The organism is Pseudogemmobacter sp. W21_MBD1_M6 (assembly GCF_052119585.1).
Lineage (GTDB): Bacteria > Pseudomonadota > Alphaproteobacteria > Rhodobacterales > Rhodobacteraceae > JBGQOJ01.
This window is the reverse complement of record NZ_JBGQOJ010000011.1, coordinates 39,638-63,705: the sequence shown is the minus strand read 5'-3', so window position 1 is coordinate 63,705 and position 24,068 is coordinate 39,638. Positions and strand designations below refer to the sequence as shown.

General features: G+C 62.2%; 23 protein-coding genes. 12 read left to right on the top strand and 11 right to left on the bottom strand.

The window, feature by feature from the left end:
• Positions 1 to 6: 6 nt before the first annotated feature.
• Entirely contained in the window at positions 7 to 489 is a 483-nt protein-coding gene (locus ACEN2R_RS12465) for a transglycosylase SLT domain-containing protein (RefSeq protein ID WP_442042653.1), read from the bottom strand.
• 383 nt (positions 490 to 872) lie between these two features.
• Here ACEN2R_RS12465 and ACEN2R_RS12460 point away from each other — a divergent pair, with 383 nt between their 5' ends.
• The gene (locus tag ACEN2R_RS12460) at positions 873 to 1,208 is read left to right on the top strand and encodes a GYD domain-containing protein (protein ID WP_442042651.1); all 336 of its coding nucleotides are present in this window, start codon (positions 873 to 875) and stop codon (positions 1,206 to 1,208) included.
• A 63-nt stretch (positions 1,209 to 1,271) separates the two neighbouring features.
• Here ACEN2R_RS12460 and guaD read toward each other — a convergent pair whose 3' ends face one another.
• On the bottom strand, positions 1,272 to 2,567 hold the full coding sequence (gene guaD / locus ACEN2R_RS12455) for a guanine deaminase (RefSeq protein ID WP_442042649.1): 1,296 nt from the start codon (positions 2,565 to 2,567) through the stop codon (positions 1,272 to 1,274).
• Between the two features lie 121 nt (positions 2,568 to 2,688).
• On the opposite strand from guaD, the gene mgtE reads away from it, so the two are divergent.
• Together mgtE and ACEN2R_RS12445 are read left to right on the top strand one after the other, a co-directional pair.
• Positions 2,689 to 4,071 (top strand): magnesium transporter, encoded by a 1,383-nt coding sequence (gene mgtE, locus ACEN2R_RS12450; protein WP_442042647.1) that lies wholly within the window; start codon positions 2,689 to 2,691, stop codon positions 4,069 to 4,071.
• Entirely contained in the window at positions 4,068 to 4,643 is a 576-nt protein-coding gene (locus tag ACEN2R_RS12445) for a 5-formyltetrahydrofolate cyclo-ligase (protein WP_442042645.1), read from the top strand. The genes mgtE and ACEN2R_RS12445 overlap by 4 nt, the downstream gene beginning before the upstream one ends.
• 117 nt (positions 4,644 to 4,760) lie before the next feature.
• Here ACEN2R_RS12445 and ACEN2R_RS12440 read toward each other — a convergent pair whose 3' ends face one another.
• Genes ACEN2R_RS12440 through ACEN2R_RS12425 form a run of 4 tightly spaced genes read right to left on the bottom strand, consistent with a single transcriptional unit; the run spans position 4,761 to position 10,127 of the window.
• Positions 4,761 to 6,539, bottom strand: a complete 1,779-nt coding sequence (locus tag ACEN2R_RS12440) for an SLC13 family permease (RefSeq protein WP_442042643.1) — start codon at positions 6,537 to 6,539, stop codon at positions 4,761 to 4,763.
• A gap of 22 nt (positions 6,540 to 6,561) precedes the next feature.
• Positions 6,562 to 7,488, bottom strand: coding sequence for a DMT family transporter (locus ACEN2R_RS12435; RefSeq protein ID WP_442042641.1), 927 nt, complete (start codon positions 7,486 to 7,488; stop codon positions 6,562 to 6,564).
• Positions 7,485 to 8,297, bottom strand: a complete 813-nt coding sequence (locus tag ACEN2R_RS12430) for a TIGR00282 family metallophosphoesterase (protein WP_442042639.1) — start codon at positions 8,295 to 8,297, stop codon at positions 7,485 to 7,487. The genes ACEN2R_RS12435 and ACEN2R_RS12430 overlap by 4 nt, the downstream gene beginning before the upstream one ends.
• 48 nt (positions 8,298 to 8,345) lie before the next feature.
• Complete coding sequence (locus tag ACEN2R_RS12425; RefSeq protein ID WP_442042764.1) at positions 8,346 to 10,127, bottom strand: SLC13 family permease; 1,782 nt, start codon at positions 10,125 to 10,127, stop codon at positions 8,346 to 8,348.
• 130 nt (positions 10,128 to 10,257) lie between these two features.
• On the opposite strand from ACEN2R_RS12425, the gene ACEN2R_RS12420 reads away from it, so the two are divergent.
• Entirely contained in the window at positions 10,258 to 10,998 is a 741-nt protein-coding gene (locus tag ACEN2R_RS12420) for a YebC/PmpR family DNA-binding transcriptional regulator (RefSeq protein ID WP_442042637.1), read from the top strand.
• 99 nt (positions 10,999 to 11,097) lie between these two features.
• Positions 11,098 to 12,003, top strand: coding sequence for a DMT family transporter (locus ACEN2R_RS12415; protein ID WP_442042635.1), 906 nt, complete (start codon positions 11,098 to 11,100; stop codon positions 12,001 to 12,003).
• Positions 12,004 to 12,128: 125 nt separating this feature from the next.
• On the opposite strand, the gene choV is transcribed toward ACEN2R_RS12415, so the two are convergent.
• The 3 genes from choV to choX all read right to left on the bottom strand — a co-directional run bounded on the left by choV (position 12,129) and on the right by choX (position 15,059).
• Entirely contained in the window at positions 12,129 to 13,157 is a 1,029-nt protein-coding gene (gene choV / locus ACEN2R_RS12410) for a choline ABC transporter ATP-binding protein (RefSeq protein WP_442042633.1), read from the bottom strand.
• A complete protein-coding gene (gene choW / locus ACEN2R_RS12405) occupies positions 13,157 to 14,062 on the bottom strand; it encodes a choline ABC transporter permease subunit (protein WP_442042631.1) in 906 nt (301 codons plus the stop codon). Before choW ends, choV begins: the two co-directional genes overlap by 1 nt.
• 73 nt (positions 14,063 to 14,135) lie before the next feature.
• Positions 14,136 to 15,059 (bottom strand): choline ABC transporter substrate-binding protein, encoded by a 924-nt coding sequence (gene choX / locus ACEN2R_RS12400; RefSeq protein WP_442042629.1) that lies wholly within the window; start codon positions 15,057 to 15,059, stop codon positions 14,136 to 14,138.
• 104 nt (positions 15,060 to 15,163) lie between these two features.
• Between choX and betI the strand changes: the two genes are divergently transcribed.
• From betI to ACEN2R_RS12365, 7 genes are all read left to right on the top strand, one after another.
• Positions 15,164 to 15,739 carry a choline-binding transcriptional repressor BetI gene (betI, locus tag ACEN2R_RS12395; RefSeq protein WP_442042627.1) on the top strand — a complete coding sequence of 192 codons (576 nt, stop codon included), beginning with the start codon at positions 15,164 to 15,166 and terminating at the stop codon, positions 15,737 to 15,739.
• Positions 15,736 to 17,244: a choline-sulfatase gene (betC, locus tag ACEN2R_RS12390; protein WP_442042625.1), complete on the top strand. Its 1,509-nt coding sequence runs from the start codon at positions 15,736 to 15,738 to the stop codon at positions 17,242 to 17,244. The genes betI and betC overlap by 4 nt, the downstream gene beginning before the upstream one ends.
• Before the next feature lie 48 nt (positions 17,245 to 17,292).
• Positions 17,293 to 18,750 carry a betaine-aldehyde dehydrogenase gene (gene betB / locus ACEN2R_RS12385; protein ID WP_442042623.1) on the top strand — a complete coding sequence of 486 codons (1,458 nt, stop codon included), beginning with the start codon at positions 17,293 to 17,295 and terminating at the stop codon, positions 18,748 to 18,750.
• On the top strand, positions 18,750 to 20,408 hold the full coding sequence (betA, locus tag ACEN2R_RS12380) for a choline dehydrogenase (protein ID WP_442042621.1): 1,659 nt from the start codon (positions 18,750 to 18,752) through the stop codon (positions 20,406 to 20,408). Before betB ends, betA begins: the two co-directional genes overlap by 1 nt.
• Complete coding sequence (locus tag ACEN2R_RS12375) at positions 20,372 to 20,980, top strand: hemerythrin domain-containing protein (RefSeq protein WP_442042619.1); 609 nt, start codon at positions 20,372 to 20,374, stop codon at positions 20,978 to 20,980. Before betA ends, ACEN2R_RS12375 begins: the two co-directional genes overlap by 37 nt.
• Positions 20,981 to 21,033: 53 nt before the next feature.
• Positions 21,034 to 21,699 (top strand): thermonuclease family protein, encoded by a 666-nt coding sequence (locus ACEN2R_RS12370; protein WP_442042617.1) that lies wholly within the window; start codon positions 21,034 to 21,036, stop codon positions 21,697 to 21,699.
• A gap of 137 nt (positions 21,700 to 21,836) precedes the next feature.
• Positions 21,837 to 22,079 carry a YdcH family protein gene (locus ACEN2R_RS12365; protein WP_442042615.1) on the top strand — a complete coding sequence of 81 codons (243 nt, stop codon included), beginning with the start codon at positions 21,837 to 21,839 and terminating at the stop codon, positions 22,077 to 22,079.
• A 3-nt stretch (positions 22,080 to 22,082) separates the two neighbouring features.
• On the opposite strand, the gene ACEN2R_RS12360 is transcribed toward ACEN2R_RS12365, so the two are convergent.
• Together ACEN2R_RS12360 and ACEN2R_RS12355 are read right to left on the bottom strand one after the other, a co-directional pair.
• Entirely contained in the window at positions 22,083 to 22,547 is a 465-nt protein-coding gene (locus ACEN2R_RS12360; protein WP_442042613.1) for a CoxG family protein, read from the bottom strand.
• Positions 22,548 to 22,604: 57 nt separating this feature from the next.
• Entirely contained in the window at positions 22,605 to 24,008 is a 1,404-nt protein-coding gene (locus ACEN2R_RS12355) for a helix-turn-helix domain-containing protein (protein WP_442042611.1), read from the bottom strand.
• Positions 24,009 to 24,068: the final 60 nt, after the last annotated feature.

Genomic DNA, 24,068 nt, shown 5'->3' with positions numbered 1-24,068 from the left:
CCGTCGTCAGGACCGACGCAAGCCGGTCTCGACCAACATGCCGCGCCGTTTCGCCTCGTAGTAATAGCCCTTGGCATACCACATCACCGCGCGGTCATAGCTTCCGTCCGATAGCAACCAGGCGCCGCGCAGGTATTTCACGGCGTATTTCAGATTGGTGTCCGCATCCAGAAGCCCGTCCGGCGATCCCCGGTAGCCCATCGTTCCGGCGGTCGCAGGCAGGATCTGCATCAGCCCGTAATAGGGACCGTTCCGCGCGGCGGGGCGGTGTCGGCTTTCGCGGATCACGACGCGGTGGATCAGCGGCGCGGGAACCTGGTAAAGGGCGGCGTATTTGTCGATCAGGGCGCGCAGTTGCGGGGTTTCGTTCGGATGAAGCGGACCGCGCGATACCACATCCGGTGCCGCATCCCGTGCACGGGGTGACCCGCAGCCGGCCAATCCGGCAAGGAAAAGGGCAAGGGCGGTGCGGCGGGGGATATCGGTCATGGGCCTCTCCTGATGATAGGGTCTGATATCGGGCGAACGCGCATCGGGAAAGCCCCTGAATGCCACTGGGCGAAGCTTTGCCTGCCAGCCGCGCGCCCGGATCGGTCAGGATGCCGCCGGACCATACCGAAGGTGCGTATCTTTGGCCGCAGTTTTCTGCTAGAGTGCGGGTCGGGCGTTATGCCTCGAAAGCCGTCGTTGCCTGCAAACGGATGCTCTGTTTATTTTTGGGTGCGTCAGTCAGTGTTTTTCAATCCGTTGTCACGGGTCTATTTCAAAACCCGTATAAAGGCCGCGCCGTCTGGTCTTTGATGTCATGTGTCCGCATTTCTGAAACCTGTCTTCGCCGCATCGGTCGGCGATTTTCCCCGGGGGGACTTTCTATGCCATTCTATATGTTTCAGGCCCGTTATACTGCTGCCGCTCTCAAAGAGATGGTGAAAAATCCGCAAGACCGCGAAGCCGCGGCGCGCCCGCTGATCGAGGCATTGGGCGGCAAGCTGCACCACTTGTTCTTCTGCTTTGGCAGCGAGGATATCGTGGCCCTGATCGAGGGGCCGAATGACGAAATGATGGCGGCCGGCGCATTGGCTGTCGGGGCATCGGGCGCGTTCAGTAGTGGATCGACGACCAAGCTGATGACCGCGCAGGACGCAATGAAAGCGATGCAAAAAGCGGCAACCGCCAGCAAAAGCTACAAGCCTGTCCTGACGTCGTAACACCGCAATACCGCGTCCCTGCGACTGGCCTGGCCTGCGTCGGGGGGACGCGGTTGTGTTTTGTTACGCCCTGTGCAGAACGCCGCCCACATAGGTTGCGACGACGGCGCGGTCGTCGCCCATCATGATCGTTGGAAACAGCGCCTCCCACAGGGTTCCGGCGCGGGTGACCGATTGCGCGATGGCGGGTGTCGAGGCCAGATCATGCACCACGATATCCGCCTCCATCCCGGCCTTCAAGTTGCCGATCTTGTCCTCCATCCGCAGGGCGCGGGCCGATCCGCAGGTCGCCAGCCACCACAGTTGCGCGGGGTGCACTGCGGTGCCGCGCAACTGCGCGATCTCGTAGGCGGCCGCCATTGTGCGCAGCATCGAAAACGATGATCCGCCGCCGGTATCGGTGGCCAGCCCGATGCGGTGACCCCTGGCCACAAGCCCTGCCAGATCAAACAGCCCCGACCCGATGAACGTGTTCGAGGTCGGACAATGGATCAGGCTGGCGTCAACCTCGCGCAGGCGATCCTTTTCGCGGTCCGTCAGGTGGATCGCATGACCGTAAAGCCCGTTCGCCCCCAAAAGCCCGTGCGCCTCGTAGGTGTCGAGATAATCGCGCGCAGCGGGGAACAGCGCGCGGACCCATGCGATCTCGTCGGTCTGTTCCGACAGATGCGTCTGCATCAGGCAGTCAGGATGTTCCGCCCATAGTGCGCCCATCGCCGACAGCTGTTCCGGGGACGAGGTCGGCGAAAACCGCGGGGTGATCGCATAAGACAACCGCCCCCGCCCGTGCCACTTTTCCAACAGCGACTTGCTGTCATCATAGGCCGATTGCGGCGTATCGCGCAGCCCTTCGGGGGCATTGCGGTCCATGCAGGTCTTGCCCGCGACAATCCGCTGGCCCCGCGCCAGTGCCGCCTCGAATATCGCATCGACACTGACCGGATGGATGGTGCAATAACTGGCCACGGTGGTTGTGCCCCGCGCCAGCGTCAGATCCAGATAGCGCCCGGCGATCTCGGCGGCATAGGCCGGATCGGCCAACCGCATTTCCTCGGGAAAGGTATAGGTGTTCAGCCAGTCGATCAGGCGCTTGCCCCAACTGGCGATCATCGCGGTCTGCGGATAATGCACATGGGCATCGACGAAGCCCGCCGTGATCAGCGCCTCGCCGTAATCGGTGACACGCACCGCTGGATGCGCCGCGCGCATCTTGTCGGCCAGCCCCGTGGCCACGATCAGCCCGTCCCGGATCAGCACCGCCCCGCGCCGCTCAAGGCGGCACGCCTCCTCTGGCGGCAGGGCGAACGGATCCCCCGAAAAGGCCAGTGTCTGACCCAAAAGCAGCTGTGCGTTGTCCATCATATTTCCTTACATGAAAAATGACAGTAAACCCGCATTCGGCAATGGTAAATCCGCATCACCCCTGTTCCCCTTCACAGCATGCGGTTAAGGTGCGGCAATGGATGCAAGGGGGCAGAAAATGAGCGACGATATTCTCGAAATCGACGAGCATGACGAAAACGCCTACCGCATGGACAAAGACACCGCCGCCGCGCTGCTGGACGCAGTCGAGGCAGGTGATTCCGCCCTGCTGGACGAGCTGTTCGAGCCGTACCACGCCGCCGACATCGCCGACTTCATCGAGCAGATCGACAGTTCCGACCGCAAGGCGCTGATTGCGCTGTGGTCCGGCGGGATCGACGGCGAGATCCTGTCTGAACTCGCGGAATCGGTGCGCGAGGAGGTCATCGACTATCTCGCACCCGAAGCGCTGGCCGATGCCGTAAGGGACATGGATTCCGACGATGTTGTTGATCTGGTCGAGTTTCTGGACAAGCCCGAACAAGACGCCATTCTGAACGCCCTTGGCGACGCGGACCGTGTCGCTGTCGAAAAGGCGCTGTCCTATCCCGAATATTCCGCGGGCCGCCTGATGCAGCGCGAGGTCGTCATGGGGCCAGAGCATTGGACCGTTGGCGATGCGATCGACTTCCTGCGCAGTCAGGAAGAACTGCCCGACGAATTCTACCATATGATTCTGGTCGATGCGCGGCTCAAGCCGGTGGGGCAGGTGACCCTTGGCAAGTTGCTGGGCTCTGCCCGCGCCACAAAACTGACCGACCTGAAAGAGGAAAGTTTTCGCACCATCCGGGTCACCCAACCCGAGGGTGACGTTGCCTATGCCTTCAACCAGTATCACCTGATTTCCGCGCCCGTGGTGGACGAGGACGACCGCCTTGTCGGTGTCATCACCATCGACGATGCGATGATCGTTCTGGACGAGGAAGCCGAGGAAGACATCCTGCGTCTGGCCGGTGTCGGCGAGGGCACCCTGTCGGACCGCGTTATGGAGACAACCAAACAGCGCCTGCCATGGCTGGCGGTCAACCTTGTCACCGCGATTTTCGCCTCGCTGGTGATCAGCCAGTTCGAGGCGACGATTGCCCAGTTCGTGGCGCTTGCGGTTCTGATGCCGATCGTGGCCTCCATGGGGGGCAACGCCGGCACACAAACCCTGACCGTTGCCGTGCGCGCGATTGCAACGCGCAACTTGACCTCGTCGAACGTCTGGCGGGTGGTCCGACGCGAGGTGATGGTGGGCCTGATCAACGGCATCATCTTCGCGGTGATCATGGGGCTGGTCGGTGTGGTCTGGTTCTCCTCTCCGATGCTGGGGCTGGTGATCGCCGTGGCGATGGTGATCAACCTGGTGATCGCGGGGCTTGCGGGCATTCTGGTCCCCGTAACGCTTGAAAAGGTCGGTGTCGATCCGGCCCTTGCTTCGGGGGCCTTTGTGACAACGGTGACTGATGTCGTGGGCTTCTTCGCTTTCCTCGGGCTGGCGGCGATGGTGTTGTTGTGACCGCTCTCGCCGATCAAAAGGCGCAGGCCCGCGCTGCGGCTTTCGCCCGCCGCGAACAGGCCCATAAGGCAGGACAGGGCGCAGAGGGCGCGGCCCTGTTGATGCAGGTTCTTGCACAGTTTCACGGCAGGATCCTGTCAGGCTATATGGCCATGCGGACAGAAATCGACCCGCTGCCGGCGATGGCCGCGCATCGGGGGCAGGTCTGTGTGCCGGTCATCAAGGCCCGCGCGCACCCGCTGGAATTTCAGGAATGGACGCCCGACGCGGTCCTGCTCGACGGGCCCTTCGGCGCGCGCGTGCCGCAAAACGGCGCGATCCTTGAACCCGAGGTTCTGATCGTCCCGCTTGTGGCCTTCGATGCACAGGGCAACCGTCTGGGCTATGGCGGTGGTTTCTATGACCGCACCCTGCAAAACCTGCGCGCCCTGCGCCCGACCATCGCAATCGGCTTTGCCTATGCTGCGCAACAGGCCGATGCCCTGCCGCTTGAAGCCACCGATCAACCGCTCGATTTCATCGTCACGGAAACCGGCATTCTTGACTTTCGCAGTTCCGCCACGCGCATTTAAGGGTCAAGGCAGCCCCTCTTTTTGGTTCAAATATCCGCGCCGCAGGCAAAATCCCGAGCGGTAGCGAGATAATAAAAATCGCGCGGAACGCGCGGCCTTTGGATTACGACCTTTGGATCAAAGCGGCCAGATCAACGGGATCAGCGCGCTGGCCGTCAGACCGAGCAGGATGTTCAAAGGAATGCCGACGCGCATGTAATCGGTAAATTTATACCCGCCGGGCCCGTAGACCAGCATGTTGGTCTGATACCCGATCGGTGTCGAAAAGGCAGCCGAGGCGGCGAACATCACCGTCACGACAAGCGGCCTCGGGTCCAGCCCCAGCGCCAGCCCCAGTTCTATCGCGATCGGCGTCAGGATCACCGCGACCGCGTTGTTGGAGACCACTTCCGTCAGGACCGAGGCCAGCACATAGACCGCCAGAATCACAAAGAACGGGTGCAGCCCGACCAGCGAGGGGCTGATCGCATCGACGATCAATTTCACCGCCCCCGATGTTTCCAGCGCTGCGCCAACCGCCAGCATCGAGAAAATCAGCGCCAGAAGCTTGGCCTCGATAAACGAAAACGCCTCTTCCGCGTCGATGCAGCGGGTCAAAAAGATGATGGCGACGGCGACAATTGCCAGCACCAGAATGGGGCCAACCCCGAGGGCGGCCAGAATAACCACACCCGCCAGCGCGCCGACCACAATCGGGGCATGGCTGCGGCGATAGGCCTTCACCGACGGATGGGTGATATCCACCAGCTCCATATCGACCGCCAGACGCTCGATATCCTCGGCAGACCCTTCCAGCAGCAGGGTGTCGCCGATCCGCACGATCAGGTCCTCCAGTTGCCGCCCGATGTTCTGGTTCCTGCGATGCACCGCCAGCGTATAGACGCCGTAGCGGCGGCGCAGACGCAGCGACCCCAGCGATCGGCCGATCATCCGGCATCCCGGTGTGATCAGCACCTCGACGGTGGTGGTCTGCACCGAGGACAGCTTGTCCACCATGCGCAGATCCTTGTTCTGCTGTAGGCCCAGAAGCTCTGCCATTTCCGTGCGCAGCACGACGCGGTCACCGGCCTCCAGCGCGACAGCCACCAGATCGCGCCGCAACGAGGCGTCACCGCGCAGCACGTCGATCACCCGCACGCCCTCGCGTTTGAACAGGTCCACGTCCATCACCATCTGGCCGATCAGGTTGGAATCCTCGGGCAGGGCCACCTCGGTGAAATACTTCATCTTGCGCCGGTCGCTCAGCATCACGCCCATCGACTGGCGATCGGGCAGCAGGCGGCGCCCGATGAAACCAAGATACAGCATGCCGATCAGAACCTGCACCGCACCCAGGGCCGAAATCTCGAAAATCCCGAAGGGCTCCATGCCCTTGGACCGCGCAACGCCGTCCACCAGCAGGTTGGTCGAGGTGCCGATCAGCGTCAGCGTGCCACCCAATATCGCCGCATAGCTGAGCGGGATCAGCAGCTTGGATGCTGACACTCCCATTTTCCGCGCGACCTGCACGAACACGGGGATCATCACCACCACGACGGGGGTGTTGTTCATGAATGCGCTGGCAATCGCGACAAAGGCGAGCAACCCGATCAGCGTGACCGTGGGCCGCTTGTCCACATGCTTTTCCGCCTGTTGCGTCAGCCATTCCAACGCGCCGGTGCGCACCAGCCCGCCCATGATCAGGAACATCGCGGTGATGGTCCAGGGGGCGGGGTTGGACAGAATGGTCAGGGCTTTTTCGTACGGCAAAATGCCCAAGGCCAGCACGCTGGCCGCCCCCGCAATCGCGATGACCTCAGCCGGATACCGTTCGCGCACAAACATGATCAACATGATGACGACGATCGAAATGGTCAGAACGGACGAGGTTTGGGGCGAAAACGCAATATTGAACATTCAGAATGGCCCTTGGGACGTGTCAGCCCGCATCATTACCAAGTGTTACTGGCGGCACAAGGGCGGCGTTGCGGCGCGGCTGGACCAGAAACAGGCCGATGAACATCAGGACAAGGGCGATCCAGATATAGCCGGAATAGCTTTCGCGCAGCAAAAGCATCGACCAGCCGAAACCGGCAGCGGTCACCAGATAGGCGACCTGTGCTGCGAATACCGCGCCGGCGCGCCCGATCAGCCAGACATACCCAGTATAGGCCACGATATTCAGCAGCGAGGCAAGCACGATCGCAAGATCGGGCCGCGTGTAAGGCGCAAGCGGGCTGATCCAATGCCCGCCCAATACCGCAGGCCCAATCGACATCGCCATGCCCAGCGCGGTCGAGGCAAGCAGGATCTGGATCGGGTCCGCATCGGCTTGCGCCATCCGCGTCACAAGGGTTCCCTCCAGCCCGTAAAAGAACGGCGCGATCAGGGCGATGGGGATAAAGGCGACCATGGCGCGGTCCGGCAGGCTGGCCTGTGGCCCTGCGATCACAACAACGGCGGCAACGCCCAGCAACAGCCCGAACACGCGCTTGGCCTCGAACCGCTCGCCGCCGAAGGCCAGCGCGATGGGAAAGGCGAACATCGGCACCAGCGAAATCAGAAGCGCGACAAGCCCCGCAGGCAGATAGACCGCCGCCTGATAGGACGCGACAGAGGGCAGGATCGTGCCAACGACCGCCACCGCCAGATACAGCCGCAGGTGGGGCGCGCGCAGGACCGGCCATTTGCCCCGCACAATCGTCGCGGCCAGCAATACGGCAAAGGCAATCGCCTGATTCCAGAAGATGATACCGAAATGACGATACCCATCCGACACCGCGATCTTGTTCAGCGGAAAGGTCAGACCCCAAATGATGCCCAGGCCCAGCAGAACTGCGAATGGCATCGCTTTGGCCCGCGTCATGGGGTGGCCTGTTCCAGACGCCCGCCTTCGCGGATCATGCGGATGACCTTGGGAAGGCCGGTGCGGTCGTCGGTTTCCATGTAAAAGCCCGACAGCGTCGCCTCTCCCGTTGCGGGGACAAAACGGGTTTTGCCCATGCCGGTGATAAAGCGGCGCATCGGTTCCTCTTTGTCCATGCCGATCACGGAATTATAGTCGCCGCACATGCCGGCATCGGTCAGATAGCCGGTGCCGCGCGGCAGGATCTGCGCGTCGCTGGTGGGCACATGGGTATGGGTGCCCACAACCATGCTGGCGCGGCCGTCGCACCAATGGCCCATGGCCATCTTTTCGGATGTCGCCTCGCAGTGCATGTCGACCACAACGGCCTGCGCCAGACCGCCAAGCGGATGCGCCTTAAGTACCTGGTCGACGGCGGAAAACGGATCGTCGAAGGGGCGCTTCATGAACACCTGCCCCAGAACCTGCGTTACCAGCACTTTACGCCCGCCGGTTGCGTTAAACAGGCGATATCCCTTGCCTGGTGCGGTTTTGGCGAAATTCAGCGGGCGGATGATGCGGGGTTCCTGCTCGATGAAGGTCAGCATGTCCTTCTGGTCAAAGCTGTGATCGCCCAGCGTCAGGCAATCGGCCCCCGCCGCAAGCAGGCCCTTGGCGTGGTCGGCGGTCAGCCCCGCGCCACTGCTTGAATTCTCGCCGTTGACCACGACAAAATCGAGTTTCCATTCGGCACGCAGCTTTGGCAGACGATCCGCAATCGCCTGACGGCCAGCGCGGCCCATGACATCACCTAGGAACAGAATTTTCATGGCCAATGACCTAGGCCCGCGCGCCCGGATGGGCAAGCCCCGATTGGCCTACAAAGGCCAGAACACAAGGATCGACGGGATGGAAACGGCGATCACGATCAGCTCCAGCGGCAGCCCGATCCGCCAGTAATCGCCAAAGCGGTAGCCGCCCGGCCCAAGGATCAGCGTGTTGTTCTTGTGCCCGATCGGCGTCAGGAACGCGCAAGACGCCGCAACGGCGACCGCCATCAGGAACGGATCGGGGTTCACGCCAAGGCTTTGCGCCATCTGGATGCCGATCGGGGCCGCCACAATCGTCGTGGCCGTGTTGTTCAGCACATCCGACAGCGTCATGGTGACAACCATCAGCGCGGTCAGGATCATCCAGGCTGGCAGGCCCTGCGTCAGACTGACGATCCAGCCTGCGATCAACTCGGTCCCGCCAGAGGTTTCAAGCGCCGACCCCAGAGGGATCATCGACCCCAGCAGGACGACAACGGGCCATTCGATATGGGTATAAAGCTCTGCCAGCGGTACGATTTTTGCCAGCACAAAGGCAATGACCACCAGCCCAAGCGCCACAGGCAGATAGATCAGGCCAAAACTGGCGGCGGCAACCGCACCGCCGAACAACCCGATGGCCAGCCAGACTTTCTTGTCATTGGTCACGGCCAGCCCGCGTTCGGCCAGCGGCAGACAGCCCAGCCATTCCACCACATCGCCCTGCGCGTCGGACGGCACCAGCAGCAACAGGATGTCGCCGGTCTGCACGGTCGTCTTGCGCACCTGCGCGACGATCTTCTGACCGCGCCGCGAAATGCCCATCAGCACCGTGCGCTGGCGCCAGCCAAGGCCGATGGATTGCGCGGTCTTGCCCATGATGCGCGCGCCGTCGGTGACAACCACCTCGACCAGCGAAACGCCTTCGCCTACCGCGTCCAGATGGGCCTGACGCTCGGTCTCGGTAAAATCCAGCTTCAGTGCCGTGCGGAATTCGTCGATCGCGTCCGGCGTTGCCTCCAGCACCAGCGCGTCTCCGGCTTGCAATTGCACGTTTCGCGCCGTGCCATAGCGGCGTTTTCCGTCGCGGATCAGGCCCAGAACGGCAACATCCATCTTGTCGCCCTCGGGGTAAAGGTCGCTGACCCGCTGGCCGATCAATTTTGATCCCTCGGGCAGGGTCAGTTCCGCGATATAGGCGGAAATGCTGGCCATCGGATCTCCCGCCACGGCCTGCGCATCCGCTTGCGGGATCAGCCGCCATCCGACAAATGCCACAAACAACAGCCCCGCCAGGGCCGTAATGCCGCCCACAGGGGCAAAATCGAACATATTGAACGGCGCGCCCAGCGTGTCGGCGCGGATGGTGGCGATGATGATATTGGGCGGCGTTCCGATCAGCGTGACCATCCCGCCCAGAATAGTGGCGAACGACAGCGGCATCAGCGACAGGCCCGGTGCCCGCCCCGCCTTGCGCGCGGTCTGGATATCGACGGGCATCAACAGCGCCAGTGCCGCGACATTGTTCATGAACGCCGACAGCACGCCGCCGATCACCCCCATGATCGCGATATGCGCGCCAAGGCTGCGGCTTGCGTCGATCATCGTGCGGGTGATCAGCATGACCGCGCCCGACCGCACCAGCCCCGCAGACACCACCAGAACAAGCGCCACGATCAACGTCGCCGGGTGCCCGAATCCCGCAAAGGCGTCCGGCGCCGGGACAACCCCCAGAACCACGCCGATCATCAACGCGGAAAAGGCAACGATGTCATAGCGGAACCGCCCCCAAAGCAGCATCCCGAAGACGGCCGCGAACAGGGTGAAAAGAATGATCTGGTCTTGGGTCACGGGCGGTGTCTCCTTTGGCGTCGCCTCACCCAACCGGATCGCGGGCCCGATTGCAATGCGTGGCACCCTTGCACGGTCCATGCGGTCTGACATATAGAGGCCCAGAAATTATAACAGGTCGGAGAAGGTCATGGCAGGCCATTCAAAATGGGCAAACATCCAGCACCGCAAAGGGCGGCAGGATGCGGCACGCTCGAAGCTGTTTTCAAAGCTTGCGAAAGAAATCACCGTTGCTGCGAAAATGGGCGACCCGGACCCCGATAAGAACCCGCGTCTGCGCCTTGCGGTGAAAGAGGCGAAATCGGTCTCGGTGCCGAAGGATGTGATCGACCGCGCGATCAAGAAGTCGATCGCGGGCGAGGGCGACAACTACGACGAGATCCGCTACGAGGGGTATGGCCCCGCCGGGGTTGCCGTGCTGGTCGAAACGATGACCGACAACCGCAACCGCACCGCGTCCAACGTGCGGTCGATCTTCGGCAAGAACGGTGGCAATATGGGCGAAACCGGATCGGTCAGCTTCATGTTCGACCGCAAGGGAGAGATTGTCTACAAACCGGCGGCGGGCGACGCCGACACCGTATTGATGGCCGCAATCGAGGCCGGTGCCGAAGACGTCGAAAGCGACGAGGAAGGTCACTGGATCTATTGCGCCGATACCGACCTGCACGAGGTCTCGAACGCGCTGGAGGCGTCCTTGGGTGAGTCGGAAACGGCCAAGCTCGTCTGGAAACCGCAAACCCGCACCGATCTGGGGCTTGAAGAGGCGCAAAAGCTGATGAAGCTGATCGAGGCGCTGGAAGACGACGATGACGTGCAGAACGTCACCGCGAACTTCGACATCTCGGAAGAGGTCGCAAGCCAGCTTTAGGCGACCGGTCATCTGCTTTGAACAAACGGCGTCCCAAGCGGGGCGCCGTTTTGCATTTGCCCCCTTGCACCTTGGCGCGGGTTGCGATCAGGTCGCGGCATGGCTGTTCAACCCACCCCCGACCGCCCCTTGGCAGGTGTCCTGTGGATGCTTTTCACCGGAGCGAATTTTGTGGCGGTCACCGCCATCGTCAAGCACATCGGCGCCAGTGTTCCGGCCGCAGAAGCCGCGTTCCTGCGCTATGCTCTGGGGCTTGTGTTTCTTCTACCGATGCTGAAAGCGTTCCGCGCGCCGATCTCGAAACGGGGATTGGCACTGTTCGGGGTGCGCGGGGCGGTACACACGCTGGGCGTGCTGTTGTGGTTCTACGCGATGACCAAGCTGCCCCTGGCAGAGGTGACGGCGATGAACTACCTGTCGCCGGTCTATGTCACCATCGGGGCCGCGCTGTTTCTTGGGGAAACGCTGGCCCTGCGGCGTATTCTGGCGGTGGGTGTGGCGCTGTGCGGCGCGTTGATCATCCTGCGGCCGGGGTTTCGCGAAATCTCTGACGGGCATGTCGCAATGCTGGGAACCGCCTTGTTTTTCGCGGTGTCCTACCTGATCGCCAAGGCCATGTCGGCAGAGGCATCGCCGGCGGTCATTGTCGGCATGTTATCTGTCACGGTGACCATCGGGCTGGCGCCTTTCGCCTGGGCCGTCTGGGTGCCGCCGACGGGCGCGCAGCTTGGCTGGTTGTTTCTTGTGGCCTGCTTTGCGACGGCGGGGCATTTCACCATGACACTGGCGTTTCAGGCGGCGCCAGTGACGGTGACCCAACCCGTGACGTTCTTGCAGCTGGTCTGGGCCGTTTCATTGGGGGCGCTGGTGTTCGGTGAACCGGTGGACGGCTGGGTCGTGCTGGGCGGTGCGGTGATCATGGGGGCTGTCAGTTTCATCACCTGGCGCGAGCACAGGTTGAAACGCCGCGCCCTGACGCCGGTTGATCTGGCGACAAAGGTCTGATCCAAAGGCCGCGCCTGCGGCGCGATTGTTTTGCCTCGCGTCCTTCGGACACTCAGGCTGCGCTTCGCGCGAGGATATTTGAACCAAGAAGAATCTTCGTATATCTTCTCGGTCCAAATACTCGTTTATGTGCGCGGATCCAGCAATTTTGCCAGGACGCTGTCGCGGGTGATCTGACCGATCAGCTTGCCGTTCTCCATCACCCCGATGGCCTGTTTCGTATCCTGCACGCGGGACATGACCTTCTGGATGGTATCACTGGGGTCGACGGTGATCGCGGGGGCGGGGTCTGTCACCGGATGCATGGCGTCACGCGCGGTCAGCACCCCCAGCGGGTTCATATGTGCCACGAAGTCGGCCACATAGCCATTCGCGGGATGCGTGAAGATCTGCTGCGGGGTGCCGCTTTGCACGATCCGCCCGCCCTCCATTATCGCGATGCGATTGCCGATTTTGAACGCTTCGTCGAGGTCATGGCTGACGAAGACGATTGTGCGTTTCAGCTTTTGTTGCAGGTCCAGAAGCTCGTCCTGCAGTTTGGCGCGGATCAGCGGGTCAAGGGCGGAAAAGGGTTCGTCCATCAACAGGATAGGCGCATCGGTGACAAAGGCGCGGGCAAGGCCGACGCGTTGCTGCATCCCGCCCGATAATTCTCCGACTTTGCGGTCGGCCCAGTCGGACAGGCCGACAAGGGACAACTGCTCGTCGACTTTCGCCCTGCGGTCGGCTGACGCCATCCCGCCCAGTTCCAATCCAAGCCCGACATTGTCGCGCACCGTGCGCCAGGGTAGCAGGCCGAACTGCTGGAACACCATGGCGATACGGGACAGCCGCATGTGGCGCAGTGTTTTGGCGTCGCAGGTCGTGACATTGACCATCTCGTCGCCGTCCTTGACATGGACAGCCCCCCGCACCACCGGGTTCAGCCCGTTCACCGCCCGCAACAGCGTGGATTTGCCAGAGCCGGACAGGCCCATCAGCACAAGGATTTCGCCTTCTTCGACGGTCAACGAGCAATTGTGCACCCCAAGGATCTGCCCTGTGGCGGACTGGATGTCGCCGCGGGTCTGGCCTTCGTCCATCAGGGGCAGGGCGGCTTCGGGTTTCTCGCCGAAGACGATCGAGACGTTCTGGAAATCGACAGCGGTGCCCATCAGCGTTCTACCCTTAACATACGGTCCAGCATGATCGCGACCACGACGATGATAAAGCCGGATTCAAAACCCAAGGCCGTGTTGACAGAGTTCAGCGCCCGCACCACCGGCACGCCCAGGCCGTTGGCACCCACCAGTGCCGCAATCACGACCATGGACAGGGACAGCATGATGGTCTGGTTCAGGCCCGCCATGATCTGGGGCAGCGCATAGGGAAGCTCGACCTTCCACAGGGTTTGCGTCGGCGTCGCACCAAAGGCCCGCGCGGCCTCGAGCAGGGGCATCGGCGTTGACGAGATGCCAAGATGCGTCAAGCGAATCGGGGCGGGCAGCACGAAAATTACGGTGGCGATCAGGCCGGGGACCATGCCAAGGCCGAACAGGACGATCGCGGGAATGAGGTAAACAAAGGTCGGCAGGGTTTGCATCAGGTCCAGCACCGGGCGCATTGCTGCGTAAACGCGGGGGCGGTGGGCGATGGCGATGCCGATCGGTACGCCGATGCCCATGCAGACAACGCAGGCCGACAGGACAAGCGTCAGGCTTTCTGTGGTGTTCTTCCAGTAGCCTTGATCAAGGATGAACAAAAACCCCAGAAAGACCATCGCGCAGGTCACCCATTTGCGCTGCATATACCACGTCAGGCCGACAAAACCCGCAATGATAATCAGCGGATGCGGGGTTTGCAGAACCCACAATATCCCGTCGATCAGGTTTTCCATGGCCCAGGCCAGCGTATCGAAAAACCCGGACGCATTCGCGTTCAGCCAGTCGAAAAAGGATTTGGCAGAGGCGCCGATCGGAAACTTCTCGTCCGTCTGGCCCAGTATCCGTTGCGGCAGCCAGGTTACGAACCAGTAAAGACTGTCGAATATCCCGACAAAGAAGTTCTTGATCCATTCCATTTCGCGCGACCCTTCTTATAAAAACCCTCACCGGCGGAAACCGGTGAGGGTGGTAACAATCACATCTGCGGGCTTATTTGCCCAGTGCGGCCATAACGGCGGCGGTCGCGTCGCCACCGTCTTTTGTGGTCACACCGTCCAGCCATGCGGCAACAGCGTCGGTATTGTCGGCCAGCCATGCTTTAGTCGCCACGTCCGGCTCCATGCCCTCATCCAGGATCTGACCCATGATCAGGTTTTCCATCGGCAGCGAAAACTTCAGGTTGGTCAACAGCTTGCCCACATTGGGGCATTCCGCGACATAGCCCTTGCGGGTCACGGTTTTCACAACGCCTTCGCCACCAAAGAAATCCTCGCCACCGGTCAGATACTTGAGGTCGAAGTTCGAGTTCATCGGGTGCGGTTCCCAGCCCAGAAAGACAACGTCCTGCTGTTTGGGGTAATAGCGGCTGACCTGCGCCAGCATGCCCTGCTCAGAGCTTTCGACAACCTCCATGCCGGTCAGGCCAGAGCCTTCTTTCTCGGTCAGCGAGATCAGATAGCCGTTGCCTTCGTTGCCCGGCTCGATGCCGTAGATCTTGCCGCCAAGGCTGTCAGAGAATGTGTTGATGTCGGCGTAGGTCTTCAGGCCCTTGTCGTAGGTATAGGCGGGCACGGCCAGCGTATACTTGGTGCCTTGCAGGTTTTCCGCGATGGATTCGATCGCGCCGCTTTCGGTGTAGGGGCCGATCGCGCCGGCCTGCGCGGGCATCCAGTTGCCAAGGAAGACGTCGACATCGCCGCTTTCCAGCGCTGCGAATGTCACCGGAACCGATAGGATCTTGACATCGACTTCATAGCCAAGCGCCTGAAGCACATGCTTGGTCGCAGATGTGGTTGTGGTGATGTCGGTCCAGCCGACATCCGAGAAAGTCACCTTGTCGCATTGTGCCTGTGCGGCACCGGCAAGAGCAAGCGTTGCGACCGAGGCGGTCAGGATCGAGTGAATTTTTGTCATTATATTTTTCCCGTTGGTTGTTTTTTGTCAGTAAAAGTTCTATTGATTGATTAGTCAATTAAAACTTCACCAGCCTGCGAGGGCAGATGCAAGGAGCGCCACAAATGCCTAAGCTTGGAGCAGAGCCTATCAGGCGTCGGGCCTTGGTTAAAGCCACGATTGCCGAAGTCGGGCTTGTCGGGTCGCTGGATGTGACCGTCAGCCAGATCGCCAAACGCGCGGGCATGTCCAGCGCGCTGGCCCATCATTATTTCGGCGGCAAGGACCAGATCTTTCTGGCGGCCATGCGGCACATCCTGTCGGAATTCGGGGCAGAGGTGCGCAGTCAACTGGTGCAGGCCACAACGCCGGCAGAGCGTCTGGATGCCATTTTGCGCGCCTGTTTCGCGCCCTCGTGTTTCGAGCCGGCAACGGTCAGCGCGTGGATGACCTTTTACGCGCAGGCCCAGGCCTCGAACGATGCGCGGCGGTTGTTGCGCATCTACCAGCGGCGTCTGGCGTCGAACCTTACCTTTGCGCTGCGGCCCCTGTCGGGGGATGCGTTGCGCCTTGCAGAAACACTGGGTTCGCTGATCGACGGGCTGTATATCCGCGCCGCACTCAGCCGTGAAACAACGCGGGAACAGGCGCTGGACCTGTTGCGGGGATGCGTCTCCGATGGCCTAAGGACACCAAAATGACCCAACCGAATATCCTGATCATCATGGTCGACCAGTTGAACGGCACGCTGTTTCCCGATGGCCCCGCAGACTGGCTTCATGCCCCGAACATAAAGGCGCTTGCGGCGCGGTCCACACGGTTCCGCAACGCCTATACCGCCTCGCCGCTTTGTGCGCCGGGGCGGGCGGCCTTCATGTCGGGGCAGTTGCCCAGCCAGACCGGCGTCTATGACAATGCTGCGGAATTCACGTCGTCGATCCCGACCTACGCGCATCACCTGCGCCGCGCCGGCTATCAGACCTGCCTGTCGGGCAAGATGCACTTTGTCGGCCCCGACCAGATGCACGGCTTCGAGGAGCGCCTGACAACCGACATCTATCCCGCCGATTTCGGCTGGACGCCGGATTATCGCAAACCGGGCGAGCGGATCGACTGGTGGTATCACAACATGGGGTCCGTCACCGGCGCAGGCGTGGCCGAGATCACCAACCAGATGGAATACGACGACGAGGTCGCCTATAATGCCGTGCGCAAGATCTACGACTACTCGCGCGGGGCCGATCCGCGCCCGTGGTGCCTGACCGCCAGCTTCACCCACCCGCACGATCCCTATGTCGCGCGCAAAAAATACTGGGATCTTTACGAGGATTGCGACCACCTGATGCCGCAGGTCGCCCCGATTCCCTACGCCGAACAGGACAAGCACTCGCAACGCCTGTTTGACGCCAACGACTGGCGGTCCTTCGATCTGACCGACGAGATGGTGCAACGCTCGCGCCGCGCCTATTTCGCCAACATCAGCTATCTGGACGACAAAGTGGGCGAGATGATCGCCGCCCTGACGGCCTCGCGGCAGGAGGCGGTGATCGTCTTCGTCTCTGACCACGGCGATATGCTGGGCGAACGCGGCCTGTGGTTCAAGATGTCGTTCTTCGACGGCTCCTCGCGCGTGCCGATGATGATCGCGGCCCCCTCGATGACGCCCGGTCTGGTGGTCACGCCTGTCTCGAACATCGACGTCACGCCGACGCTTTGCGATCTGGCGGGGGTCTCGATGGACGAGGTCATGCCATGGACCAGCGGCGAAAGCCTTGTGCCTTTGGGGCAGGGCGGCACCCGCGACACACCCGTGGCGATGGAATACGCCGCCGAAGGCAGCCAGACTCCGATGGTGTCGCTGCGCTATGGCCCGTGGAAATACAACCGCTGCATGGCAGACCCCGACCAGTTGTTCGACATGAACGCCGACCCCTTTGAGCTGACCAATCTGGCAGGCGATCCCGCCCATGCCGCCACTTTGACCAGCCTGCGGGCAAAGTCCGAGGCGCGCTGGGATCTGTCCGCCTATGACGCCGCCGTGCGCATCAGTCAGGCCCGCCGCTGGGTCGTCTACGAGGCGCTGCGCAACGGCAACTACTACCCGTGGGACTATCAGCCGCTGCAAAAAGCGTCAGAGCGGTACATGCGGAACCATATGGACCTGAATATCCTCGAAGACAGCAAACGCTTTCCCCGGGGGGAATAACCCGCTGCTTCTTACTTCTGTAAATATCCTCGCCGAAGGCTAGAAATCATGACCTATCCGACCCAACCCACCGCCAGCCATTTCATCGACGGCCAATATGTCGAGGATAGGTCGGGCACGCCGATCCCCGTGGTCTATCCCGCCACAGGCGAGGTGATCGCGACGGTTTACGCCGCGACGCCCGCAATCATCGACCGCGCCCTGACCGCCGCCGGACGCGCGCAAAAGGCATGGGGGCAGATGACCGGCACCCAGCGCGGGCGCATCCTGCGCCGTGCCGCCGACATCCTGCGCGACCGCAACCACGACCTTAGCGTTCTGGAAACGATGGATACCGGCAAACCACTTCAGGAAACGCTTGTCGCAGACGCCACCTCTGCCGCCGACGCGCTGGAATATTTCGGCGGACTGGCGGGCAGCCTGACGGGCGAGCATATCCAGCTTGGTGCCGATTTCGTCTATACCAAACGCGAGCCTCTGGGCGTCTGCGTCGGCATCGGGGCCTGGAACTACCCCACCCAGATCGCCGCATGGAAAGGCGCGCCTGCGTTGGCCTGCGGCAATGCGATGGTGTTCAAGCCTTCGGAAACCACACCGCTTTGCGCGTTGAAAGTGGCGGAAATCCTGCACGAGGCCGGACTGCCCGCCGGGCTTTACAACGTCATTCAGGGCATGGGAGAGGTCGGCGCGGCCTTGGTCACCGACCCACGCGTCGACAAGGTCTCGTTGACCGGATCGGTGCCCACGGGCCGCAAGGTCTATGCGGCAGCGGCGGCGCATATCAAACATGTGACGATGGAACTGGGCGGAAAATCCCCGATCCTGGTCTTCGATGATGCCGACATCGAGGATGCCGTGGGCGGCGCGATTCTGGGCAACTTCTATTCCTCGGGGCAGGTCTGTTCCAACGGCACGCGGGTTTTCGTGCAGAAGGGCATCAAAGAGGCCTTTCTGAAGCGCCTGAAAGAGCGCGTGGAAACCGCCATTCTGGGCGATCCGCTGGACGAGGCGACCAATTTCGGCCCGATGGTGTCAGAGCGGCAGATGAACATCGTTCTGGGCTACATCGAGGCGGGCAAGGCCGAAGGGGCGCGTCTGGTCACCGGTGGCACCCGCGTTGATCGCGCCGGATATTTCCTTGCCCCCACCGTCTTTGCCGATGTCACCGACGATATGTCCATCGCCCGCGAGGAAATCTTCGGTCCGGTCATGTCCGTGCTTGATTTCACCGACGAGGCCGACGCGATCGCCCGCGCCAATGACACCGATTTCGGCCTTGCCGCTGGCGTCTTCACCCGCGACCTGACCCGCGCGCACCGCGTTGTGGCTGCATTCGAGGCGGGCACCTGCTACATCAACACCTACAACCTCGCTCCGGTCGAGGCACCTTTTGGCGGGTCCAAAATGTCCGGCGTCGGGCGCGAGAACTCAAAGGCCGCGATAGAGCATTATTCGCAACTGAAAAGCGTCTATGTCGCCATGGGCAAAGTCGAGGCACCCTATTGATGGAAGCGGATTATGTCATCATCGGCGCAGGCTCTGCGGGCTGCGCCATTGCCTACCGTCTTGCAGAGGCGGGTAAATCGGTTCTGGTCATCGAACATGGTGGCACCGACGCGGGGCCGTTCATCCAGATGCCCGCCGCCTTGTCCTACCCGATGAACATGGCGCGCTATGACTGGGGGTTCAGTTCGGAACCGGAACCGCATCTGGGCAACCGCCGTCTGGCGACGCCCCGTGGCAAGGTGATCGGCGGCTCCAGCAGTATCAATGGCATGGTCTATGTCCGTGGCCACGCCCGCGACTTCGACCATTGGGCCGAACGCGGTGCCGATGGCTGGTCTTACGCCGACGTGCTGCCCTATTTCAAACGGATGGAGCATTGGCATTCGGGCGGGCATGGCGGCGATGCCGATTGGCGCGGCACCGACGGCCCGCTGCATGTTTCGCGCGGCCCGCGCCGCAACCCGCTGTTCCGTGCCTTTGTCGAGGCAGGCCATCAGGCTGGATACCCGCTGACCGACGACTATAACGGGCAGCAGCAAGAGGGCTTTGGCCCGATGGAACAGACCGTTCACAAGGGCCGCCGCTGGTCGGCCGCCAATGCCTATCTGCGCCCGGCGCTGAAGCGGCCGAACTGCGACCTGGTGCGGGCCTTTGCCCGCAAGGTCGTGATCAAGGAGGGCCGCGCCACAGGCGTCGAGGTCGAGCGTGGCGGCAAGATCGAAGTGATCCGCGCACGGGCCGAAGTGATCATCGCCGCCTCGTCGATCAATTCGCCCAAGCTGCTGATGCTGTCGGGTATCGGCCCTGCGGCGCATCTGTCGGATCACGGGATCAACGTAGTGGCAGACCGCAAAGGCGTCGGCGCCAACCTTCAGGATCATCTTGAACTGTATATCCAGATGGCCGCCAGCCAGCCAATCACGCTGTATAAACACTGGAACCTGATCTCGAAGGGGATCATCGGGGCGCAATGGCTGTTTACCAAAACCGGCCTTGGTGCCTCGAACCAGTTCGAAAGCGCGGCCTTTATCCGTTCGAAGGCGGGCGTCGATTACCCCGATGTCCAGTATCATTTTCTGCCCATGGCGGTGCGTTATGACGGCAAGGCCGCGGCAGAGGGGCACGGCTTTCAGGCCCATGTCGGTCCCATGCGATCGGCCTCGCGCGGGGCGGTCACCCTGCGCTCGGGTGATCCGAAGGACGCGCCGAAGATCAACTTCAACTATATGTCCGACCCGCAGGACTGGGAGGATTTCCGCACCTGCATCCGCCTCACGCGCGAGATTTTCGGGCAAGAGGCGTTCAAACCCTTCGTCAAGCACGAGATCCAGCCGGGTGCCGCGGTGCAAACCGACGACGAGCTGGATGCCTTCATCCGCGACCATGCCGAAAGCGCCTATCACCCCTGCGGCACCGCCCGCATGGGGCGGCGCGATGATGCGGGCGCCGTGGTCGATCCAGAGACGCGCGTGATCGGGGTGGATGGCCTTCGGCTTGCCGACAGTTCGATCTTTCCGCAGATTCCCAATGGCAATCTGAACGGCCCCTCGATTATGGTGGGCGAGAAAGCCGCCGATCACATCCTTGGCCGCACGCCACTGCTGCCCGCAAACGTGGAGCCATGGATCAACCCCGCGTGGAAAACCGCCCAGAGGTAACCCCGATGCCCAAGCCCGTGAATGACTTGTCGCTGCGCAGCGGACTGCCGGAACACCTGCAAGAGATGGTCCGCCGCTATCCCCGCGAGGGGTGGGAGGGGCACGCGAACTTTGACGGGCTGACGCGGTTCTGGCTGGACCGTCACCTGATGTTCCGCAAGGTCATGGGGCAATTGCAGGACGGTGCCGAACAGTTTCTGGACGGCAACCGGGACCCGATGCGCTATGCGGCGGACACAGGGCGGCTGGCGGGGTTTTTTCTGAACCAACTGCACGGGCACCACCAGATCGAAGACCTGCAGTATTTTCCGATGCTGTCGGCGCATGACGCCAAACTGGTCGAGGGCTTCGCGCTGTTGGACAGCGACCATCTGGCGTTGGACGGGCATATCCACCGTCTGGCCGACCGGACCAACGCGATGCTGCATGTCGCGGGGCAGGCGGGGATGCGGGACCGCACCGCAGAGTTGCACACCGCGCTGTCGCAGTTCCACGGGTTTTTGAACCGGCATCTGGAAGACGAGGAAGATCTGGTCGTGCCGGTGATCCTGCATTACGGCGCCCCGCTTTAACCACGGGTTAAAGAACCGGTTGAACTTGCCGCGCAATGCCGCAATACCACGGCATGTTAAGAATTTGTTCACTTCTCGTTCTCGTGCTGGCCGCCCCCCTGTTGGCGATCCCGGCAGCGGCGCAAACGGTCACCGGCCCCGCACGGGTGATTGACGGCGACACATATGATGTGGCCGGCCATCGGATCCGGCTGTTTGGCGTCGATGCGCCCGAGGCGAAGCAGACCTGCACAAGCGATCAGGGTGCCTGGCCCTGCGGGCGCTGGGCCACAACCGAAGTGACCCGCCGGATCGGCGGTAAATCCATCACCTGTACCGGGGTCGAGACCGACCGCTATGGCCGCCTTGTGGCGCGGTGTGTTTTGGGCGGGCAGGACATCGGCGCGATGCTGACCCGTGCCGGGATTGTCTATGCCTTTCGCAAATATGCGCTGGATTACGTCGATGCCGAAAAAGAGGCGCTGTTTGCGGCGCGGGGGCTGTGGCGCGGCGGATCGACGCCGCCTTGGGACTACCGTGCCAGCCAACAGCCTGCCGCGCAAACGGTGCCGGCTGCGGATTGTGCGATCAAGGGCAATATCAGCGGGTCGGGCCGGATTTACCACATGCCCGGCGACCGGAGCTATGCCAAGACGCGGATCAACACCGCGAAGGGCGAGCGCTGGTTTTGTTCCGAGGCGGACGCCCGCAAAGCCGGATGGCGCGCCGCGCGTGACTGAGGCCGGAGTTTCACCTTCGGCGAGGATATTTAGAGGCGTCAGAAAGCGAAAGGAAGCGGGTCGGCTTGATCCGTGTCAAAGTGCGACGGCATCGGGGCAGCTATGAATGTGGATGACACGCCACACAGGAGCGCAAGATGTCCCACACGCCGCATGAAATCGCAGACGACTTTCCCGAATTCGCCGAAAAGATCCATGAGCTGAAGATCAACAACACGCATTTCGCGCGGTTGATGGAGGAATATCACGACCTTAACCGTAAGATCCACCGTGCCGAAACCAATGTCGAGCCGCTGGAGGAGCTATACGAGGGTGAAATCCGCAAGAAACGGGCAGACCTGAAAGACCAGATCTACCACGTTCTGCGCGGCGGCGCCTGAGGGTCAGGCCCCGGTGGCGGGCGCTGATGCGCCCTCTACCGTGTCTTTGAACCGCTCGAAGAACTGGTCGGCCATTTTGCGGGCGAAGCCGTCGATCAGGCGGCTGCCCAGTTGCGCGATCTTGCCGCCCACCTTTGCGTCGACATCATAGGTCAACTCTGTGCCGCCTTCGACCTCTGTCAGGACCACTGCGGCCCCGCCTTTCGCAAAACCGGCGACACCGCCCTTGCCCTCGCCGCTGATGGTGTAGCTGGTCAGCGGAACGATATCGGACAATTCCACCGCCCCTTTGAACGTCGCCTTGACCGGCCCGACCTTTTGCGTGACCGTCGCCTCGAACCCGTCTTCGGGCGATCCTGTCAGATCGGTGCAGCCCGGAATACAGGCCCTAAGCGTGTCGGCGCTGTTCAGATGTGCCCAGACCGTTGCGCGGTCGGCATTGATGATGCGGCTGCCTTTAAGTTCCATTTGATCCTCCTGTTTTGCGGTCAGGGTAGGGGGCATTGTGCGGGCGGTAAAGCGCGATCACGGCTCTATTTCGTAGGGCAGCACCCCACGATGGTCGTGGTTGACACGCAATTCACGCTCCAGCGGCGGAACAGAGCGTTGGTGGCAGTTTGTCCGCTCGCAGATCCGGCAGGAAATACCGATCGGCTCGAACGCGCGGGCGGCAGAGATATCCATGTCCTGCGCATAGACCAGCGCGCCCGCATGCTGCACCTCGCAGCCAAGGCCGATGGCATAGCGGCGCACCGGTGCCTGAAACGATCCGCCCGATTTCGACACATCCCGCGCAAGACAAAAGTAGCGCACCCCGTCGGGCGTTTCCGCCAGTTGCCGCAGGAACCGCCCCGGTGTTTCAAAGGCGCGGTGGACGTTCCATAGCGGGCAGGCCCCGCCGAACCGCGCGAACTGAAGCCGCGTGGCAGAGTGGCGTTTGGTGATCGTTCCGGCCTGATCGACGCGGACAAAGTAGAACGGTATGCCCTTGGCGCCGGGGCGTTGCAGGGTGGACAGGCGGTGCGCCACCTGCTCGATCGAGGCGCCGAACCGGTCGGCCAGTTGTTCCAGATCGTGGCGCGTGTCCCGCGCGGCATCGAGGAAGGCGCCGTAAGGCATCAGCGCCGCGCCGGCGAAATAGTTGGCCATGCCGATCTTGGCGATGCTGCGCGAGGCGTCACTTTGGAACCGCGCCAGATCCAGCGTTGCCTCCAGCAGGTCGTTCTGGGTCAAAAGCGCCAGTTGGTGCAGCAGCTGGAACCGCTGTGTCGCCCCCGTTGCCCGCGACGACAGGGTCAGGCGGCGCGTGGTGCGGTCATAGCCGCGCAGGCCCGCGCCTTCGCCATAGGTGATGTCGACACCCGCCTCTTTCAGCAGGGCAGCAGCGGTTTCGGCGGGGTCGCGCCCGTCGCCCGCGCGGGTGGCAAAGCGTTCGGCGGCGCGGTCCACCGCGTCGATGTAGTTGTCACAATAGTGGAAAAAGTCGCGCACCTCTTCCCAGGGGCTGGATTGCGGCCGCCGGTCCTCTCGCCCCAGTGCTTCGTCCAGCGAGGCGAGGCGCTCGTGGGTCTGGCGGTAGGCGCGGTGCAGTTCCAGAAACGCGCGGGCCAGCGCCGGCGCGTTGGACGCGGTCAGGCGCAGGTCGGCCAAAGGCGGCGCGCCGTCGCTGAACACCGGATCGGCCAGTGCCTCCCTCATGTCGCTGACCATGCGTTCCGCGTCGCCCGTCGACAGCTCGGTCACGTCAAAGCCGAACTCTCCGGCCAGCGCCAGAACAACGCCGGTGCTGACGGGGCGGTTGTTGTTTTCCATCTGGTTGAGATAGGGCAGGCTGACGCCCAGCTTGGCGGCAAAGGCCTTTTGCGTCAGGCCAAGGCGGCCGCGTGTTTCACGCAGCTTGACTCCGGCATAAAGTTTCTGGGTGGCCATCGGGGCATCCTCGGCAGGTTTGCTAATATCACTGTAGTCTTTGCAAACCCGGTGATGCAA